This window comes from Neoroseomonas soli (assembly GCF_018129065.1).
GTDB lineage: Bacteria > Pseudomonadota > Alphaproteobacteria > Acetobacterales > Acetobacteraceae > Neoroseomonas > Neoroseomonas soli.
In genome coordinates, this window is sequence record NZ_JAAEDM010000030.1 from 1 (window position 1) to 18,591 (window position 18,591).

General features: G+C 71.0%; 14 protein-coding genes. 6 read left to right on the forward strand and 8 right to left on the reverse strand.

From position 1 onward, the window contains the following. Positions 1 to 128: 128 nt before the first annotated feature. From GXW76_RS12465 to GXW76_RS12475, 3 genes are all read right to left on the reverse strand, one after another. Positions 129 to 1,100 (reverse strand): NAD-dependent epimerase/dehydratase family protein, encoded by a 972-nt coding sequence (locus GXW76_RS12465; RefSeq protein ID WP_211862353.1) that lies wholly within the window; start codon positions 1,098 to 1,100, stop codon positions 129 to 131. After that, positions 1,097 to 1,681 (reverse strand): D-sedoheptulose-7-phosphate isomerase, encoded by a 585-nt coding sequence (locus GXW76_RS12470; RefSeq protein WP_338150951.1) that lies wholly within the window; start codon positions 1,679 to 1,681, stop codon positions 1,097 to 1,099. The genes GXW76_RS12465 and GXW76_RS12470 overlap by 4 nt, the downstream gene beginning before the upstream one ends. Positions 1,682 to 1,893: 212 nt before the next feature. Continuing rightward, positions 1,894 to 2,778 carry a LysR substrate-binding domain-containing protein gene (locus GXW76_RS12475; protein ID WP_211862354.1) on the reverse strand — a complete coding sequence of 295 codons (885 nt, stop codon included), beginning with the start codon at positions 2,776 to 2,778 and terminating at the stop codon, positions 1,894 to 1,896. Between the two features lie 121 nt (positions 2,779 to 2,899). Between GXW76_RS12475 and GXW76_RS12480 the strand changes: the two genes are divergently transcribed. Together GXW76_RS12480 and mgtA are read left to right on the forward strand one after the other, a co-directional pair. Beyond that, positions 2,900 to 3,121, forward strand: coding sequence for a DUF1127 domain-containing protein (locus tag GXW76_RS12480; protein ID WP_211862355.1), 222 nt, complete (start codon positions 2,900 to 2,902; stop codon positions 3,119 to 3,121). Positions 3,122 to 3,191: 70 nt separating this feature from the next. After that, positions 3,192 to 5,750 (forward strand): magnesium-translocating P-type ATPase, encoded by a 2,559-nt coding sequence (gene mgtA, locus GXW76_RS12485; protein WP_211862356.1) that lies wholly within the window; start codon positions 3,192 to 3,194, stop codon positions 5,748 to 5,750. Here the strand turns inward: mgtA and cysE are convergent. Together cysE and GXW76_RS12495 are read right to left on the reverse strand one after the other, a co-directional pair. Then, positions 5,737 to 6,390: a serine O-acetyltransferase gene (gene cysE / locus GXW76_RS12490; protein ID WP_211862357.1), complete on the reverse strand. Its 654-nt coding sequence runs from the start codon at positions 6,388 to 6,390 to the stop codon at positions 5,737 to 5,739. The genes mgtA and cysE overlap by 14 nt on opposite strands. Before the next feature lie 16 nt (positions 6,391 to 6,406). Next, the gene (locus GXW76_RS12495; RefSeq protein WP_246514200.1) at positions 6,407 to 7,429 is read right to left on the reverse strand and encodes a cysteine synthase A; all 1,023 of its coding nucleotides are present in this window, start codon (positions 7,427 to 7,429) and stop codon (positions 6,407 to 6,409) included. Positions 7,430 to 7,634: 205 nt separating this feature from the next. Between GXW76_RS12495 and GXW76_RS12500 the strand changes: the two genes are divergently transcribed. The 4 genes from GXW76_RS12500 to GXW76_RS12515 all read left to right on the forward strand — a co-directional run bounded on the left by GXW76_RS12500 (position 7,635) and on the right by GXW76_RS12515 (position 13,856). Then, positions 7,635 to 8,372, forward strand: a complete 738-nt coding sequence (locus GXW76_RS12500) for an ImuA family protein (RefSeq protein ID WP_211862358.1) — start codon at positions 7,635 to 7,637, stop codon at positions 8,370 to 8,372. Between the two features lie 299 nt (positions 8,373 to 8,671). After that, positions 8,672 to 10,108 (forward strand): Y-family DNA polymerase, encoded by a 1,437-nt coding sequence (locus tag GXW76_RS12505; protein WP_211862359.1) that lies wholly within the window; start codon positions 8,672 to 8,674, stop codon positions 10,106 to 10,108. Continuing rightward, positions 10,105 to 13,326, forward strand: coding sequence for an error-prone DNA polymerase (locus tag GXW76_RS12510; RefSeq protein WP_211862360.1), 3,222 nt, complete (start codon positions 10,105 to 10,107; stop codon positions 13,324 to 13,326). The genes GXW76_RS12505 and GXW76_RS12510 overlap by 4 nt, the downstream gene beginning before the upstream one ends. A gap of 65 nt (positions 13,327 to 13,391) precedes the next feature. After that, entirely contained in the window at positions 13,392 to 13,856 is a 465-nt protein-coding gene (locus tag GXW76_RS12515) for a hypothetical protein (protein ID WP_211862361.1), read from the forward strand. Here GXW76_RS12515 and GXW76_RS12520 read toward each other — a convergent pair. The 3 genes from GXW76_RS12520 to GXW76_RS12530 form a co-directional block, all read right to left on the reverse strand. Continuing rightward, positions 13,816 to 15,801, reverse strand: coding sequence for an acetyl/propionyl/methylcrotonyl-CoA carboxylase subunit alpha (locus tag GXW76_RS12520; RefSeq protein ID WP_211862362.1), 1,986 nt, complete (start codon positions 15,799 to 15,801; stop codon positions 13,816 to 13,818). The genes GXW76_RS12515 and GXW76_RS12520 overlap by 41 nt on opposite strands. A 5-nt stretch (positions 15,802 to 15,806) precedes the next feature. Next, complete coding sequence (locus GXW76_RS12525) at positions 15,807 to 17,351, reverse strand: carboxyl transferase domain-containing protein (RefSeq protein ID WP_211862387.1); 1,545 nt, start codon at positions 17,349 to 17,351, stop codon at positions 15,807 to 15,809. A gap of 62 nt (positions 17,352 to 17,413) precedes the next feature. After that, positions 17,414 to 18,586, reverse strand: a complete 1,173-nt coding sequence (locus GXW76_RS12530) for an isovaleryl-CoA dehydrogenase (RefSeq protein WP_211862363.1) — start codon at positions 18,584 to 18,586, stop codon at positions 17,414 to 17,416. Positions 18,587 to 18,591: the final 5 nt, after the last annotated feature.

The following is an 18,591-nucleotide window of genomic DNA, read 5'->3' on the forward strand; positions in this document are numbered from 1 at the left end:
TCACCACATCGCCTATCCAGCGAAACCCGCCTGCCTCAGCGGGCCGAAGAACTTACCGGATCAACCCGGGAAGATCAAGACCCCGCATCAGCGGCGTGGGGGGCTTTTATGCGGGGTCCGGGGGGCGGTCAACCCCCCTTTCGCCAAGAAAGGAACCATTCCGCAAAGCGAGGGATCCCGACCTCGATCGGCGTCCGCGGTTCGTAGCCGCACAGCGCATGGATCGCCTCGATATCCGCGAAGGTTTCCTCGACATCCGTGGCCGGGCGGGGCGCATCGACCACCACGGCCCTGCGGCCCAACGCCTCCTCCAGCACGGCGACGAAGCGGCGGACCTCCACGCTCCGGTGGTTGCCGATATTCAGGACCCGCGGCGCCTTCGCCGGCGCCGGATGGTCCAGGCACCCCACGACCCCCGCCACGATGTCCGCGACGAAGGTGAAATCCCGCTTCAGCCGCCCGCCGTCATAGAGAGTGATCGGCCGCCCCTCGAGAATCGCCTCGGAAAACAGCCAGGGACCCATGTCCGGTCGCCCCCAGGGCCCATAGACGGTGAAGAACCGCAGTCCGGTCTGCGGCAGGCCGAACAGGTGCCCGTAGGATTCGCTGATCAGCTCCCCCGCCCGCTTGGTCGCCGCATAGAGCGACACCGGATGGTCCACCCGGTCCGCTTCCGCGAAGGGCAGCTTGCGGTTCCCGCCATAGACCGAGGAGGAGGAGGCATAGACGAGGTGCTCAAGCCGCGGCAGCCGCCGGGCGAGCTCCAGCATCACCAGGTGCCCCATCACATTCGCCTCGACATAGGCGAAGGGGTCCACCAACGAGTACCGGACCCCCGGCTGGGCCGCGAGATGCACGATCCGCGTGACGTCGGAATGCGCCTCGGCCAGCGGCAGCATCGCCTCCCGGTCGGCGATATCCGCGTGCAGGAAGGTGAAGCCGGGCCGCCCCTCCAGCCGCGCCAGCCGGGCCCGCTTCAGCCGGACGTCATAGTAGGCGTTCAGACTATCCACGCCGATCACGCGCTCCCCGCGCGCGAGCAACGATTCGGCGACATGCATGCCGATGAACCCGGCCGCGCCGGTCAGCAGCACGCTCACGCCCGCACCAGCCTGTCCTCGAGGAGTTCCATGACGGCGTGCCCCAGGGCGATGTGCGCCTCCTGGATCCGCGCCGTCACCGGACTGGGCACCACCAGCGCATGGTCACAGAGTGCCCGGGCGGGCCCACCGTCGCCGCCAAGCAGGCCGACCGTGGCGATGCCCATCCCCCGCGCCGTCTCCAGCGCCCGCAGGACATTGGGCGACTTCCCGCTCGTGGTGATGCCGAACAGCACGTCCCCCGCGCGGCCGAGGCCCGAAAGGGGCCGGGCGAAGACCTCGTCGAACCCGTAGTCGTTGCCCCCCGCGGTCAGCGCCGTGGGGTCGAGCGTCAGGGCGATCGCCGGCCAGGATGGCCGCTCGACACTGGAACGCAGGCGGATCAGAAGTTCCGTCGCGAGGTGCTGCGCGTCTGCCGCGCTGCCGCCATTGCCGCAGAAGAACAGCCGTCCTCCACCGCGAATCGTCGTCTCGCAGGCATCCACCACCCGGATGACGGGAGCGGCGAAGTCGGTCCCGAGGCGGCGCCGCAACGCGGCGCCCTCCTCCATCATCGCCGCGAAGCGTGCAGGCTCGTCCACCTCAGCAATCCGCCGTGACGCCGTTCGCACGGATCGCGCCCGCCGGCCGGCCGGGCCACGCCCCCTGCGCGCGCAGGCCCCTCGGGATGGCAGGCCCTGCCGCACCCACGGCAAGCAATATGCGTCGGTTCATGTAGGCTTGGTCCCCCCTGGGGTCCTGTTCCTGCCCTTTACGGGCCCTAGACCGCAGATCGCACGGGCCTCCGCCCCGCTCAAGCCCGCGCGGCCGCAGCCTCGGCGAAGCCGCCCCGGATCGCCTGGGCCAGCGTCTCCACCACCGGGCCACCTGTCTGGCCTCGCAGCAGGATGATCGAGAAATCCGGCAGCGGCGGCAGGCCGTCCTCCGATCCCAGGAAGCGTAGCCCCGGCGGCAGCGGGCCGGGCAGCCCAATGGTCACCGCAAGCCCCGCCAATGTCGGCGCCAGCGTGCCCGTCTGCGAAGTGCTGGTATAGGCGACACGCCAGGGAATCCCGGCCTCGTCCAGCGCGCGGACGGCGGCACGACGCCAGACGCAGCGCGGCTGCGCCGTCGCCAGGGGCAGCGGCGACCGGCGATGCGCCGCATGCGTGGCGGAGCCGATCCAGCGCAGCCCGGCCTGCCACAGCGGCAGCCCGACAGCCTCCGACGGCTCGTTGCCGCCCGACAGCAGCGTCAGGTCGATCTCGTCCCGGTCCAGCCTCTCAACGAGCTCGTTGGAGGGGGCGCAGGTGACGACCACCTCGACGGCCGGATGCACCTCCGCGAAGCGAGCCAGGATCCCCGGCAGCCAGCGCAGCGCATAGTCGTCGGGCGTGCCGAGCCGCACCGTCCCGGCGACCGCCGGGGTGCGGAAGCTGACAAAGATCTCGTCATGCACGGCGAGCAGACGGCGCGCCCGTTCCAGCAGCCAGGCGCCGTGCGGCGTCGTCTCAACCCCCCTCGGCCCGCGGAGCAGCAGCGGTTGGCCGAGCGTCTCCTCGAGGCGACGGATCTGCATGGAGACGGCGGACTGGGTGCGCCCGACCACCTGGGCGGCGCGGGTGAAGGACCCGCCCTCGGCGATCAGGACGAAGGAACGGAGCAGATCGGGATCGATGCCCGGGGGAATGGCCAACATCGGGGCGCCCTCCGAGCCCTATTCATCAACCTTTGTGATGTTTAACGTCAATCGATTTCGTTTTCCTGATGCTGCGGTTTCAGTGATGGTCCGCCCTGGCGCAACCAGGAGGACCGCCGCCATGACGACCCGCAGCCTTCCCGCTTCCCACGATTTCCCGGCCGCCAAGGCGCCGAGCGCCGGCTGGTGCGCGTGGCTGCGCCGTACCCTGCAGGCCGTCGAGAGCCGACGCCACCTTGCCGAGATGGATGCCCGCATGCTGGCCGACATCGGCATCAGCCGGGCCGAGGCGCTGCAGGAGGCCGGCCGCGCACCCTGGGACCACGCGCCGCGCCGGGACTGACCCGGCGCGAACGCAAGACGCGGCATCCCAGGATGGCGCAGCATGGCCGGGGTCTTTCCGGAACCGCGCCATGCCCGATCCGATCAGCGCCGATTTTTGGGCCGTCCCGACCGAGGATCTACTCTCCCAACTCTCGGCCAGCCGCGAGGGACTGACACAAGGCGAGGCGCGACAGCGCCTCGCCACCGCCGGCCGCAATGCTCCCGGGCTGCCCGTGGGGCGGCGCATCGCCGCCCGCATCGCCACCCGCCTGATGGAACCGCTGGTTGCCATCCTGATCGTGGCAGCGGCCGTCTCCGGCGCAACGGGAGACTGGGCGAGCTTCGCCATCATCCTTTGCATCGTCACCGCCTCCGTCACCCTCGACGTGACGCAGGAACACCGCGCCGAGACGGCCGCCGAAGCCCTGCGCCGCTCGGTCGCCCTGCGCGCCAGGGTGTTGCGCGACGGCCAGCCTGCCGAGATCCCGGCCGAGGAAGTGGTCCCCGGCGACATCGTCGACCTCGCCGCCGGCGACCTGGTCCCGGCCGACGGCATCGTGCTGGCAGCCCGCGCTGCGCAGGTGAACGAGGCACTGCTGACCGGCGAGCCCTACCCGGTCGAAAAGCGCCCCGGGCCGAACACGGCGGAGACCCTGGCCGAAGCGGCATCAGCGCTGTTCGGCGGGACCTCGATGGTAGCCGGCGAGGCGCGCATGCTGGTGGTCGCGACCGGTGCGCGGGCGCGATTCGGCGGGATCGCCGCGGCGCTGCGGGCCGAGGCGCCGCCCTCGGCCTTCCAGCGTGGGCTGCATGATTTCGGCGTGCTGATCCTGCGCCTGACCGGCTTCCTGGTGCTGTTCGTGCTGCTGACACACTTGGCCTTCGGGCGGCCGGCGCTCGAATCCTTCCTGTTCGCGGTCGCGCTGGCGGTCGGGCTGACGCCCGAACTGCTGCCGATGGTGATGACCGTCACCCTTTCCCGCGGGGCGCTGCGCATGGCGGAGCGCCGGGTCGTGGTGAAGCGCCTGTCCGCCGTCCATGACCTCGGCGCGATGGACGTGCTGTGCACGGACAAGACCGGGACGCTGACCGAAGCGCGGATCGAACTCGTCGGCCATCCGGGCCTCGACGGGACGGACGACCCGCACGTGCGGGACCTCGCGGCGATCAATGCGGGGCTCGGCACCGGGGTGCGCGGTCCGCTGGACGCCGCCATCGTCGCCGCGGCCGCACCTGCGCCGGGCTGGCAGCACGTCGCCGACGTCCCCTTCACCTTCGACCGCCGCCGCAACTCGGTCCTGGCCGGGCAGGACGGGCGGCGCCTGTTGGTGGTGAAGGGCGCGGCGGAGGAGATCCTGCCGCATTGCATCGCCGCCGGCGCGCCGGGAACGGCGGCCGTGCCGCTCGATGCCGGGCTGCGGGAACGGCTCGCCGCGCTAGAGGAGGCGAAGGCCGCCGAAGGACTGCGCTGCCTCGCCATCGCCTGGCGCGAGATGCCGCCGGAGACCGATTCCGCCTCCGTCGAGGACGAGACCGACCTCGTCTTCGCGGGCTACTGCGTCTTCGTGGACCCACCCAAGGCCGGCGCGGCGGAAGCCGTCGCCCGGCTGACCCGGCTCGGCGTGCGGGTGAAGATCGTCTCCGGCGATGCGCCGGCGGTGGTGCGCCACCTGGTGACGACGCTCGGCCTCAAGACACGCGGGATGCTGACGGGGGTGGAGATCGCCCGGCTCTCGGACGCCGCCCTCGCCGCCCAGGTGCTGCACACGGACCTCTTCGCCCGCGTCGCGCCGGAGCAGAAGACGCGGATCATCCGCGCGCTGAAGGCACGCGGGCACCGGGTCGGCTTCCTGGGGGACGGCATTAACGACGCGCCGGCGATCCACGCCGCCGATGCCGGCATCTCGGTGGAAGGGGCGACCGACGTCGCACAGGCGGCGGCCGACCTGATCCTGCTCGACCACGACCTCGGCGTGCTGGCCGACGGCGTCGAGGAAGGGCGGCGCACCCATGCGAACATCATGAAGTACGTCCGCATGGGCACCTCCTCGAATTTCGGGAACATGCTGTCCATGGCGGCGGCCTCGCTGGTGATCCCCTTCCTGCCGCTGACGCCAATCCAGGTGCTGCTCAACAACCTGCTCTACGACCTCAGCGAGACCGGCATTCCCTTCGACGACGTCGACGCAGCCGACACGACGCGGCCACATGCCTGGGACATGGCGGGGGTGGTGCGCTTCACGCTGGTGCTGGGGCCGCTCTCCTCGCTCTTCGACATGGCGACCTTCGCCATCCTGATCTGGGGCTTCGCGGCACCGGCGGACGAGTTCCGCACCGCCTGGTTCGTGGAATCCATGGCGACGCAGATCCTGGTGATCTTCCTGATCCGCAGTGCCGCGCCGGTATGGCGGACGCGGCCGCACGCCATCCTGGCGGCGACATCCCTCGGGGCGCTGGTGGTGGCGCTGCTGCTGGCGCTGACGCCAGCGGGTGCGATCTTCGGCTTCGCGCCGCTGTCCGGGCCGTTGCTCGCGGCCATGGCGGGGCTGGTGGTGCTCTACCTGGTCGCGGCCGAGGTGCTGAAGCGCTTCGCGATGGCGCCGCCGCACCGGCGGCGGCGCAACCATCGGCGGGTCAGCGCGTCGTGACGGGCTGGCGCTCCAGTTCCGCGACCCGCGCCCGCAGCGAGGCCATTTCGGCCCGCATCGCGGCGAGCTGCTCGCCCACGGGGTCGTCCTCGGGGTGGGTGATGCCGTAGCCGACCGTCGGTTCCGCGCAGACCGAGCCGACCGGCGGCCGCGCCGGGATGCCGACCACGGTGCAGTTCGGGGCCACGTCCTTGGTCACCACGGCATTGGCGCCGACCCGCGCCCCGTCGCCGACGGTGATCGGCCCGAGCACCTGCGCCCCCGCGCCGATCGCGACGTTGTTGCCGATGGTCGGGTGCCGCTTGCCGGGCTGGCCGGACAGGCCGCCCAGGGTGACGCCGTGATAGATCAGCACGTCGTCGCCGATCTCCGCCGTCTCTCCGACCACGACGCCCATGCCGTGGTCGATGAATAGACGGCGCCCGATGCGCGCGCCGGGATGGATCTCGATGCCGGTCAGGAAGCGGCCGATATGCGAGACGAAGCGTGCGAAGCCCCTCAGCCCCATGCCCCACAGCGCATGCGCCATGCGGTGCCACAGCACGGCATGCAGCCCAGCATAGCAGAGGATCGCCTCGGGCCAGGACGGCCGCGCCGGATCGCGGGTGCGGATGGTGCGGGCGAGCTCGATGACTTCCATGGATGCCCCCGAAGCGTCAGGCGAGCCAGGGCGGCACGGGCAGGCCCTTGCCGCGCAGGAATTCCGGATTGAACAGCTTGGACTGGTAGCGGGCGGCGCCGTCGCAGAGCAGCGTCACCACCCGATGCCCCGGCCCGAGCGCCTTCGCCACCCTGATCGCCGCCGCGACGTTGATGCCCGCCGAGCCGCCGACCGAGATCCCCTCATGAATCTGCAGGTCGTAGACCTGTTCGAGCGCTTCCTCGTCCGTCACCTGCACGGCGTCGTCGATCAGCGCGCGGTCGGGTTCGAGGTTGCCAGGCACGCGCGCGGCCTGGCCGATGCCCTCGGTGATCGAATTGCCTTCCGCCTTCAGCGTGCCGGTCTTCACCCAGGAATAGAGCGCGCTGCCCATCGGGTCAGCCAGCACGATGCGCACGCCGGGCTTCTTCGCCTTCAGCGCCCGCGCCACGCCGGCCAGCGAGCCGCCCGTGCCGCAGGAACAGGTGAAGGCATCGATGCGGCCATCGGTCTGCGCCCAGATCTCGGGACCGGTCGTCGCCTCGTGCGCCGCGCGATTCGCCGGATTGTCGAACTGGTTGGCGTGGACGGCGCCGAGTTCCTCAGCGAGCCGCCGGCTGAAATGGACGTAGTTGCCAGGATCGGAATAGGGCTTCGCCGGCACCAGCCGCAGATCGGCACCGATCATGCGGAGGAAGTCGATCTTCTCCTTGCTCTGCGTCTCCGGCATCACGATCACGGCGCGGTAGCCGCGCGCATTGGCGACCAGGGTGATGCCGATGCCGGTATTGCCGGCCGTGCCCTCCACGATCGTGCCCGGCTTGCCCGGCGTCAGCAGGCCACGCTTCTCGGCATCGAGAATGATGCCGAGTCCCGCCCGGTCCTTCACCGAACCGCCGGGATTCATGAACTCCGCCTTGCCGAGGATCTCGCAGCCCGTCGCCTCGCTGGCCCGGCGCAGGCGGATCAGCGGGGTGTTGCCGACCGCCCCCTCGAAGCCGTCCACGATGCCGGTGGCGGGGGGCATGACTGCGTCCATGGGCTGGCTTCCTTGCGTTCCGGGGCATGATGGTCGGGTGCCGGCGGCAGCGGGACAAGGGGCGGGAAATCCTTTCTCCTGAGAGCGTTACCCGTGGAATTCCATGCCCGTGCAGGCGCTTTTCGTGCGAAGCCCTCCGCACGCCTTGACCTTTGGGCAGGCAATACGAGAACATAATGCGAACATCAGCGGCCCTCCCCAGGCCATGTCCGCACCCCCGATCCCCGCCCCGCTCGACCGCCCCGCCCTGATCTCCGCGCTGCGTGCCCGCATCGCGCGCATGGAGCGCGCCGGCGCGGCCGAAGCCCTGGCCGCGCGCGGGGAGGATGCCGTCCCCCTCACCCAGGCCATCGATTCCGCCCTGCCCTGGGGCGGCCTTCCGCGCGCGGCCCTGCACGAGATCCTCGCCGCCGAACCTGGTGCCGCCGCCGGCTTCGCGGCGCTGGTCCTGGCGCGCGCCGGGGGCACCGTCCTCTGGATCGCGCCGGAGCCGGACGCCTGGCCGCCGGGACTCGCCCGCTTTGGCCTCTCACCCGCGCGACTCGTGCTGGTGCGGGCACCACGCGAGCAGGACGCGCTCTGGGCGATGGAGGAAACCCTCCGCTGCCCGGCTGTCGGCGCCGCGCTGCTGGTGGCCGGCGAACTCGACCTCACCGCCGCCCGCCGGCTGCAATTGGCGGCCGAGGCCGGGGGCGTGCTCGGCCTGCTGCTGCGGCCGGACGAGGACAGCGCCGCCCCGACCGCGGCCCTGACCCGCTGGCGAATCGGCGCCGCGCCGACCGAGAGCCAAAGCCCGCACGAGATCGGCGACCCGGCCTGGAACCTGGAACTGCTGCGCTGCAGAGGCGGGCGGCCGGCCTCCTGGCGCGCCGCCTGGCACGCGGACGGGCTGGTGACGGAAGACGGCGCGGCACGGGCCACGCCGGCGCGGAGGCGGGCATGAGGCAGCGTTGCTGCAGGCCGCCGCGGATGGGGATGCCGCCGGGGGGCCAGCCCCCCGAGCCCCCCGCCGGGAGGCAGAAGCCTCCCGGACCCTCGATTCCTTTGGGGCGAGGAGAGGGAGGGGCATGGCACGCCCTTCCCGAAGGTCACGCTCACACGCCCCTCCCTCTCCTCGCCCCATTGATCGCGGGGTCCGGGGAGGCCGCCGCCTCCCCGGCGAGGGTCCAGGGGGCAGCGCCCCCTGGCCGCGCCCCCCAACCGCAGCGCCGCACCCTCGCCATCCTTCTGCCCCGCTTCCACGTGGAGCGCCTGCGCCTTCCCGGCCCTGTCGCCGTCTGGGCGCAGCGTGGCCCGCGCCGGCTGGTGCTGGCGGTCAACGCCGAGGCCGAGGCGGAGGGGCTGGAGGCGGGCCAGGCGCTCGCCGACGCGCAGGCGATCCTGCCCGAGGTCATGCTGGTGCCGGGGGACCCGGCCGGCGATGCCGCCGCGCTGGAACGGCTGGCGCTGTGGGCGCTGCGCTTCACGCCGTTGGTGGGGAAAGTGGGCGAGGACGGCCTGGTGCTCGACATCACCGGCGTCGAGCACCTCTTCGGCGGCGAGGTCGCCTTGCGCGAGGAGGTGCTGACCCGGCTGGCGCGCATGGGCCTGTCGGCTGTTGGTGCGGTCGCCAGCACGGCGGGCACGGCGGTGGCGCTGGTGCGGGCCGGATGGAGTGGGGTGGTGCCCTCGGGACAGGAGGCGGCGACCATCGCCCCCCTGTCACTCGCCGCGCTGCATCTGGAACCGGCGCTGACGGCCATCCTGCAAGGGCTCGGCCTGCGGGATGTCGGCAGTGTCGATGCCCAGCCGCGCCCCGCGCTGGTGCGACGCTTCGGCACCGGCCTGGCGCGGGCGCTGGATGAAGCCCTGGGCCGCGCCTCGCGCCCGATCACGCCCATCCGCCCCCCGCCGGAGATGGCCGTGGCGCGGGACTTCGCCGATCCGGTGGTGACGCGGGAGGGGATCGAGGCGGCCCTCGCCGGATTGCTGGAGGATCTGTGCCGCGCCCTGCGCGAGGCCGGGCGTGGCGCGCGGCGGATGCTGCTGCGGGCGCATCGCGCCGATGGCGACGTGCAGGAGATCGCGATCGGCACCGGCCTGGCGACACGGGAACCGAAGCACCTCGCGCGCCTGTTTCACGAAAAACTGGAATGTCTGGCGCCGGATTGCGGCTTCGAGCGGATCACGCTGGAAGCGGCGCGAACGGACCCGTTGACCGGCGTGCAGGACGGGCTGGGCACCGCCGGCCACACGGCGCGGCGGGAGGAACTGGCCCAACTGCTCGACCGTCTCTCGCAACGGCTGGCGGTGTGGCGCCTGGCGCCAAGGCCCTCCCATTGGCCGGAACGGGCGGCGCGCCGGGTCGGCGCCTTCGAGGAAGTGGAAGAACCGGAAGGCTGGGCCACCCGCCCGCGCCCGGTCCGGCTGCTGCGCCGCCCTCTATATATAAGTGCCGTGGCGCTGCTGCCCGACGCCCCGCCCTCCCTGTTGCGAATCGGACGGGAAACGCTGCGGGTGGTCCATGCCGAGGGGCCGGAGCGCTTCGAACCGGAATGGTGGCGCGACCGGCCGGACCGCAAGCTGCGCGACTACTACCGGGTGGAACTGGCCTCCGGCGCGCGCCTCTGGGTCTGCCGCGTCGGACTGGCCGAACCGGGAGAGGCCGCCCGCTGGGTCCTGCACGGCCATCTGCCATGACCGGCTTCGCCGAGCTCGGCGCGCTGACCAACTTCTCCTTCCTGGAAGGGGCGTCGCATCCGCACGAGATCGTCGGGACTGCGAAGGCGCTCGGCCATGCGGCGGTCGGCGTGACGGATCGCAATTCCTTCGCCGGCGTGGTGCGGGCGCATGTGGCGGCGAAGGAACAGGGGCTGCGCTTCGTCCCCGGCGTGCGGCTCTGCCTGGCGGATGGGTTCGACTACCTCGCCTGGCCGACCGATCGCGCCGCCTGGGGACGGCTGACGCGGCTGCTCTCGGCCGGGCGGATGGCCGCGCCGAAAGGCGAGTGCCGGATCGACCGCGACGCGCTGGTCACTCATGCGGAAGGCTGCGTGATGGCCCTGGCCGTCCCCGACGATATCGGCACGGATTTCGCGGCCCGGCTGCGTGCCGATGCGGCGGCGCTGCGTCCGCATCTCGCGCTGCCGCTGTTCTGCGCCGTCGCGCATCGCTTCCGCGGCGATGATCGCAGGCGACTCGATGCGCTGGCGCGGCTCGGGCCGCCGCTGCTCGCCGCCGGCGGCACGCGCTACCACGCGCCGGAACGGCGCCGCCTGGCCGACGTGCTCACGGCGATCAGGCTCCGCACGACGATCGATGCACTCGGCTTCGCGGCGGAGGCGAATGCCGAGGCGCATATGAAGCCGCCGGCCGAGATGCTGCGCCTCTTCCAGGGTCATGAGGACGCCATCGCGAACACGCAGCGCGTCGTGCAGGCATGCCGCTTCAGCCTCGACAGCCTGCGCTACGAATATCCGAAGGAGGTCCTCGATACCGGCCGCACGGCGCAAGAAACGCTGGAAGCACGCGTTGAACGGGCGCTCGCGGAACGCTGGCCGCAGGGGCCCTCGGCGAAGCTGCGCCGTCTGCTCGATGAGGAACTCGCGCTGATCGCGCAGCTCGACTACGCACCCTACTTCCTGACGGTGCACGAGATCGTCCGCTTCGCGGAGAGCAAGGGCATCCTCTTCCAGGGGCGCGGCTCGGCGGCGAATTCGGCGGTCTGCTACGTACTCGGCATCACCGCGGCGGATGTCGAGACGCACGACCTGCTCTTCGCCCGCTTCCTCTCGACCGCGCGCAACGAACCGCCCGACATCGACGTGGATTTCGAACACGAGCGGCGCGAGGAAGTGATCCAGCACATCTACGAACGCTATGGCCGCGACCGCGCCGCACTCTGCGCCACGCTCGCCCGCTACCGGCCGCGCAGCGCGATCCGGGAAGTCGGCAAGGCGCTCGGCCTGACCGAGGACATCACCGCCGGCCTGGCCAAATCCGTCTGGGGCCCACGCGGCGATCGTGACATGACGGAGATCGCCGCCGAGAAAGGGCTGGATGCGGCGGGTGATCCGCGGCTCGCCATGGCGCTGGAACTGGCGGACGAGATCCAGGATTTCCCGCGCCATCTCTCCACCCATGTCGGCGGCTTCGTCATCACCGAGGGGCCGCTCGTGGAACTCGCCGTCGTCGCCAATGCGGCGATGGAGAACCGCACCACGCTGGAATGGGACAAGGACGACATCGAGGCGCTGCGCATGCTGAAGGTGGATGTGCTCGGCCTCGGCATGCTGACCTGCCTGCGGCGCGGCTTCGGGCTGATCGAGCAGCACCACGGCACCCGCATCGGGCTGCGGGACATGACGCTGGACGACCCGCGCATCTACGACATGCTGTGCAAGGCCGACGCCATCGGTGTCTTCCAGGTGGAAAGCCGCGCGCAGATGAACATGCTGCCGCGCCTCAAGCCGCGGAAGTTCTACGACCTGGTGGTGGAGGTGGCGATTGTCCGCCCGGGGCCGATCCAGGGCGACATGGTGCATCCCTATCTGCGTCGCCGTGACGGAATCGAGAAGGCGGACATCCCCTCCCCGGCCAATGGCGACCCGGCCGAGTTGAAGGCTGTCCTGCAGCACACCTTCGGCGTGCCTCTGTTCCAGGAACAGGCGATGCGCATCGCCATCGTCGCCGCCGGCTTCACCCCGACGGAGGCGGATGCGCTGCGCCGCTCCATGGCGACCTTCCGCAACGAGGGGAAGGTGGCGGCGTTCCAGCAGAAGTTCATCACCGGCATGCTCCGGCGCGGCTATCCGCGGGACTTCGCCGAACGTTGCTTCCAGCAGATCGAGGGCTTCGGCAGCTACGGCTTCCCGGAAAGCCACGCCATGTCCTTCGCCTTGCTGGTCTATGCGAGCGCCTGGGTGAAGTGCCATCACCCTGCGGTCTTCGCCTGCGCGCTGCTCAACAGCCAGCCCATGGGCTTCTACGCGCCGGCGCAGATCGTGCGCGACGCGAAGGCGCATGGCGTCGCCGTGCGCGCGGTGGACGTGACCGCGAGCAACTGGGATTGCACGTTGGAAGCCGATCCGCGCAGTGCGGAAGGACTGGCACTGCGGCTCGGCCTGCGGCTCGTCACGGGCCTTGGCGAAGCAGAGGCGAAACGCATCATGGAGGCGCGGGCCGAGGCCCCCTTCGCTTCCATCGCGGACCTCACGCAACGGGCTCGGCTCGACCGTCAGGCGTTGGAGTCCTTGGCGCAGGCGGATGCCTTCCACGGCCTGGGCCGCGACCGCCGTGCTGCCCTGTGGGATGCGGCGGCGCTGTCGGGCCCGTCGCCGCCGCTCGCCGCGCATGATGGCGCCGAAGCCGCCCCCCGGCTGCCGCGCGCGACGGCCGGGGAGCAGACGGTGCTCGACTATGCCGCCACGGGGCTGACGCTGCGCGCCCATCCGCTGGCGCTGCTGCGACCGCAACTGGATGCGATGGGCCTCGCGAATACGCGCGCGCTGGCCACGGCGCGCCGAGGGCAAGGACTGCGCCTGCCTGGCCTCGTGCTGGTGCGTCAGCGCCCGGGCAGCGCCAAGGGTGTCGTCTTCTTCACCGTGGAGGATGAGCACGGGATCGCCAACCTCATCATGTATCCCGACATCGCCGAGCGCTTCCGCGCCACGGTCGTCGCCGCCCGCCTGATCGTCGCCGAAGGGACGGTGGAACGGCACGACGCTTCCGCCGTGCCCGTCATCCACCTGCTGGTCACACGGGCGAGCGACCATTCCCACCTGCTGGGCGACCTGCACCGGATCGACGCCGCGCGCTGGGAAGGCGCCATGGCCAGGGCGGATGAGGTACGGCACCCGGATTACCGAGGCCAGGCCCGCCCCCGGTTGCGCCTTCCGCCGAGCCGGGATTTCCATTGACGCGCGCAGTTATTGCGATTCATTCTCATTTGCCATAGCCCTGCGAAGCCGCAAGAGGAGCCCCGATGACCACGAGCGGACTTCCGGATTGGCCATGGGTCCATGCCGAGGCCGACACCCTGCCGCAGGCCGAGCGCCTGCTGCTGGACGCCCTGCGCGCCTGGCATGGAGCGGCCCGCGCCGGCCTGCCGCCCGAGCCAGCCGCAAGACTGGTCCTGGCAGCAGAGGATGCCGCCGCCGCGGCACCACCGCTGGACGCCTTGCTGCGAGCCGCGCCCGTCGCCGCGGGCTGCCGCTTCTGCCCGCGCGTCGCCGCGCCGGAGGCCGCGTTGCTCCTCGCCTGCGCCCTGGCGCAGCGCGGCGCGCGCACCGAGGCGCTGGCCGCGCTGCTCCGCCTGCTGCCGCTGCGCACCGCCTATGCCGCCATGCCGGCGGCGATCCACCTCGGTTGCGCCCTTCGTCGGGCCGGCCTGCTCCTGCGCCACCCGATCAGGGAGGCGATGCGCCATCCTCCGGCGGCGCGAGGGTGACGATCTCCGTCCCCTCCTCCACGCTGTCACCCGCCGCGCAGCCGACATGGGCGACGACGCCGTCCGCCGGCGCGGAGATGCGCAGTTCCGTCTTCATCGCTTCCAGGATCGCGACGAGCTGGCCACGCGCGACCCGGTCGCCGACGCCGACGAGAAGCTGCACGACGCGGCCGGGAATGGGGGCGGACAATCGCCCTTCCGCCGCCGCCTCTCCGCCCCGCGGGGCGTAGGGGTCGAGGAGACGCAGCGTGTAGTCCTCGCCACCGAACGTCAGGCTGGCCACGCCGTCATCGAGCGCGAGAGGCATGGGGTACCAGACGCCGTCGAGCGAAGCGCGCGGTCCGAGCGACAGATCCACCGCAATACGGATGGAAGGGCCATCATCCACCACGGCCTCCGCATGGCCGCGACGCCGACGGACGAGGACCCGCCTCTGCCGCACCTCGTCGCGCAGCAGCAGGAGTTGCTCGGCGGCACCGAACAGGCGGAATCCGTCGCTCCGTTCCCAGGGTGAATTGCCGGCGGCATCGAGCCGCGGCCGCGCCAGGTACACCGCCGTGAAGCCCGCGAGCACCTCCACCGGTGCTTCGCGCGGCGGCGGAATGAGCGCCGCCGCGTGGCGTGCCGCGAAGCCGGTGTCGAGTTCCCCGGTGCGCATCGCGGGATGCGCCACCAGCCGCCGCAGGAAGCCGAGATTCGTGGTCAGCCCGCCGAGCTGCGTTTCCGCCAGGGCCCGCGTGAGACGCTCCAGGGCTTCTGCACGATCCGAACCGGCGGCAATAACCTTCGCGATCATCGGGTCATAGAAGGGCGTGATCGTGTCGCCGGCCCGGACGCCGGTGTCCACGCGCACGCCGGCGGTCGGGGCAGGCGGAAGGAAGCGGCGGAGCGTGCCGACCGAAGGGCGGTAATCCTGTGCCGGGTCCTCGGCATAGAGCCGCACCTCGACCGCATGTCCGCGAGGTTCCGGCGGCCAGTCGGCCGGAAGGGCCTCACCCGCGGCGACCCGCAACTGCCATTCGACCAGGTCGAGGCCGGTGATCATCTCCGTCACCGGGTGCTCCACCTGCAGGCGCGTGTTCATCTCCATGAAGAAGGCGTCCTCGCCTTCGACGATGAACTCGATCGTGCCGGCATTGACGTAGCCGACCGCCTGCGCCGCGGCGACCGCGGCCACATGCAGGCGTTCGCGCAGCGCAGGAGAAAGGTCGGGCGCCGGCGCTTCCTCCAGCACCTTCTGATGCCGGCGCTGAACCGAGCAGTCGCGCGTATGAAGATGCACCGTGCGGCCGTGCCGGTCGGCGAAGACCTGCACCTCGACATGGCGCGGCTTCTGCAGGTAGCGCTCGAGCAGGACGCGGTCGTCACCGAAGGCGGCCTTGGCCTCGCGCCGCGCGCCGGCGAGTTCGTCGAGGAAATCCGCGGCGGAATGGACCGGCCGCATGCCCTTGCCGCCGCCGCCCGCGCTCGCCTTGATCAGCACCGGGAAGCCGATGCGCGCGGCTTCGGCGGCGAGGCGATCCTCCGACTGGTCCTCGCCATGGTAGCCCGGCACCACGGGTACCCCGGCGGCGACCATCAGCGCCTTGGATTCTGCCTTGCTGCCCATGGCCCGGATCGCCGCAGGCGGCGGCCCGACGAAGCTGATGCCGGCGGCGGCGCAGGCTTCCGCGAACGCGGCATTCTCCGAAAGGAAGCCGTAGCCGGGATGAATCGCCTCGGCACCGCAGGCGCGCGCGACCTCGATGATCCGGTCGGCGCGCAGGTAGGAGTCGTGTGCCGCGGCCGGACCGATGGGGTGCGCCTCATCGGCGAGGGCCACATGCAGGGCGCCGGCATCCGCCTCGCTGAAGACGGCGATGCACCGGATGCCCATGCGCCGGGCCGTACGCATGATGCGACAGGCGATCTCGCCACGATTGGCGATGAGGAGGCTGCGGAACATCGCCATCACATGCGGAACACGCCGAAGCGCGTCTTCTCGATCGGCGCGTTCAGCGCCGCCGCCATGGCGAGCCCCAGAACATCGCGCGTGTCCGCGGGGTCGATGATGCCGTCGTCCCAGAGGCGCGCGGTGGCATAGACAGGATCCCCCTCGCGCTCATACTTCTCGCGGATCGGTGCCTTGAAGGCTTCCTCCGCCTCGGCGCTCCAGGCCTCGCCGCGAGCTTCGAGGTTGTCGCGCCGGAGCGTGGCCAGCACGCTCGCTGCCTGCTCGCCGCCCATGACCGAGATGCGTGAATTCGGCCAGGTGAAGAGGAAGCGCGGCGAATAGGCCCGGCCACACATGCCGTAGTTGCCGGCGCCGAAGGAGCCGCCGGTGATGACGGTGAACTTCGGCACGTTCGCGCAGGCGACGGCTGTGACCAGCTTCGCCCCGTCCTTGGCGATTCCCCCGGCCTCGTATTTCCGCCCCACCATGAAACCGGCGATGTTCTGCAGGAACAGCAGCGGAATGCCGCGCTGGCAGCAGAGCTCGATGAAATGCGCCCCCTTCTGCGCCGATTCCGAGAAGAGGATGCCGTTGTTGGCAAGGATGCCGACCGGCATGCCCCAGATGCGCGCGAAGCCGCAGACCAGCGTGGTGCCGTAGCGGTGCTTGAATTCGTCCAGCTCCGAGCCGTCCACGATGCGGGCGATGATCTCCCGCGCATCGAAGGGCGTGCGTAGGTCCGGCGGGACGACGCCGTGGAGTTCCGCCGGATCGTAGCGCGGCGGCGCCGGATCGCGGACCTCCAGCGCCGCACGCGCCGGGCGGCCGAGATTGCCGACGATCCGCCGCACCATGCCGAGCGCGTGCATGTCGTCCGCCGCATAGTGGTCCGCCACGCCCGAAAGGCGCGTATGCACATCGGCGCCGCCGAGATCCTCGGCGCTGACGATCTCCCCCGTCGCAGCCTTCACGAGTGGTGGGCCAGCGAGGAAGATCGTGCCCTGTTCGCGCACGATCACCGCCTCATCGCACATCGCGGGCACATAGGCGCCGCCCGCGGTGCAGGACCCCATCACCGCGGCGATCTGCGGAATGCCGGCCGATGACATGCGGGCCTGATTGTAGAAGATGCGGCCGAAATGCTCGCGGTCGGGGAAGATCTCGTCCTGGTTCGGCAGGTTCGCGCCGCCGGAATCGACCAGGTAGATGCAGGGCAGGCGGTTCTGTGTCGCGATTTCCTGCGCGCGCAGGTGCTTCTTCACCGTGATGGGGTAGTAGGTCCCGCCCTTCACCGTCGCATCGTTGGCGACGATCACGCATTCGCGCCCGGAAACGCGGCCGATGCCCGTGATCAACCCGGCGCCCGGCACGTCACCTCCGTACATGCCGAAGGCCGCGAGCGAAGAGAGTTCGAGGAAGGGTGCGCCGGGATCCAGCAGTCGCTCCACGCGCTCCCGCGGCAGCAGCTTGCCACGGCCGAGGTGCTTCTCCCGCGCGGCAGGCGGGCCGCCGGCGGCGGCTTCCCGCGTGCGCGCCGTCAATCGGTCGAGCAGCGCACGCATCGTCGCCGCATTGGCGCGAAACGCGTCGGACCGCGTCTCGACGGCAGAGGTAAGGACGTGGCTCACGCGGTCTCCCGGAACAGTTCGCGGCCGATCAGCATGCGGCGGATCTCGCTGGTGCCCGCCCCGATCTCGTAGAGCTTCGCATCACGCAGCAGGCGCCCGGCCGCATTGTCGTTGATGTAGCCGTTGCCGCCGAGGATCTGGATGGCGTCGAGCGAAGCCTTGGTCGCCGCCTCCGCCGCGTAGAGGATCGCGCCGGCGGCGTCCTTGCGCGTGGTCCGCCCCTGGTCGCAGGCCCGCGCCACGGCATAGACGTAGGCCCGGCAGGCATTCAGCGCCGTGTACATGTCGGCAAGCTTGGCCTGGATCAACTGGAACTCACCGATCGCCTGGCCGAACTGCCTGCGTTCATGGACATACGGCACCACCAGGTCGAGGCAGGCCTGCATGATGCCGAGCGGGCCGGCGGCAAGCACCGCGCGCTCGTAGTCGAGGCCCGACATCAGCACGCGCACGCCGCCGCCGACTTCCCCGAGGACGTTGTCCCCCGGGACTTCGCAATCCTCGAACACAAGTTCGCTCGTGGGGGAGCCGCGCATGCCAAGCTTGTCGAGCTTCTGGGCCGGGCGGAACCCCTTGAAGTCGCGCTCCACGATGAAGGCGGTGATGCCCTTCGCGCCGGCCGCGGGGTCGGTCTTGGCGTAGACCACCATCGTCTCGGCGTAGTGCGCGTTGGTGATCCACATCTTGGTGCCGTTCAGCACATAGCGGTCGCCACGCCTGTCGGCGCGCAGCTTCATGCTCACCACATCGCTGCCGGCGCCGGGCTCGCTCATCGCCAGCGCGCCGAGATGCTCGCCGGAGATCAGCTTCGGCAGGTAGCGGCGCTTCTGGTCCTCGCTGCCGCAGCGGCGGATCTGGTTCACGCACAGGTTGGAATGCGCGCCGTAGGACAGGCCGACCGAGGCGGAGGCGCGGCTGACCTCCTCCATCGCCACGCAATGCGCAACGTAGCCCATGTTGGCGCCGCCATACTCCTCCTCCACGGTGATGCCGTGCAGGCCGAGCGCCCCCATCTCGGGCCAGAGATGGCGCGGGAACTCGTCGGTGCGGTCGATCTCGGCGGCGATCGGGGCGATGCGCTCGGCGGCGAAGGAGCGGACGCTGTCGCGCAGCATGTCCACCTCGTCGCCGAGGCCGAAATCAAGGGTGGGGATCTGGTTTGCGGGCATTGGTC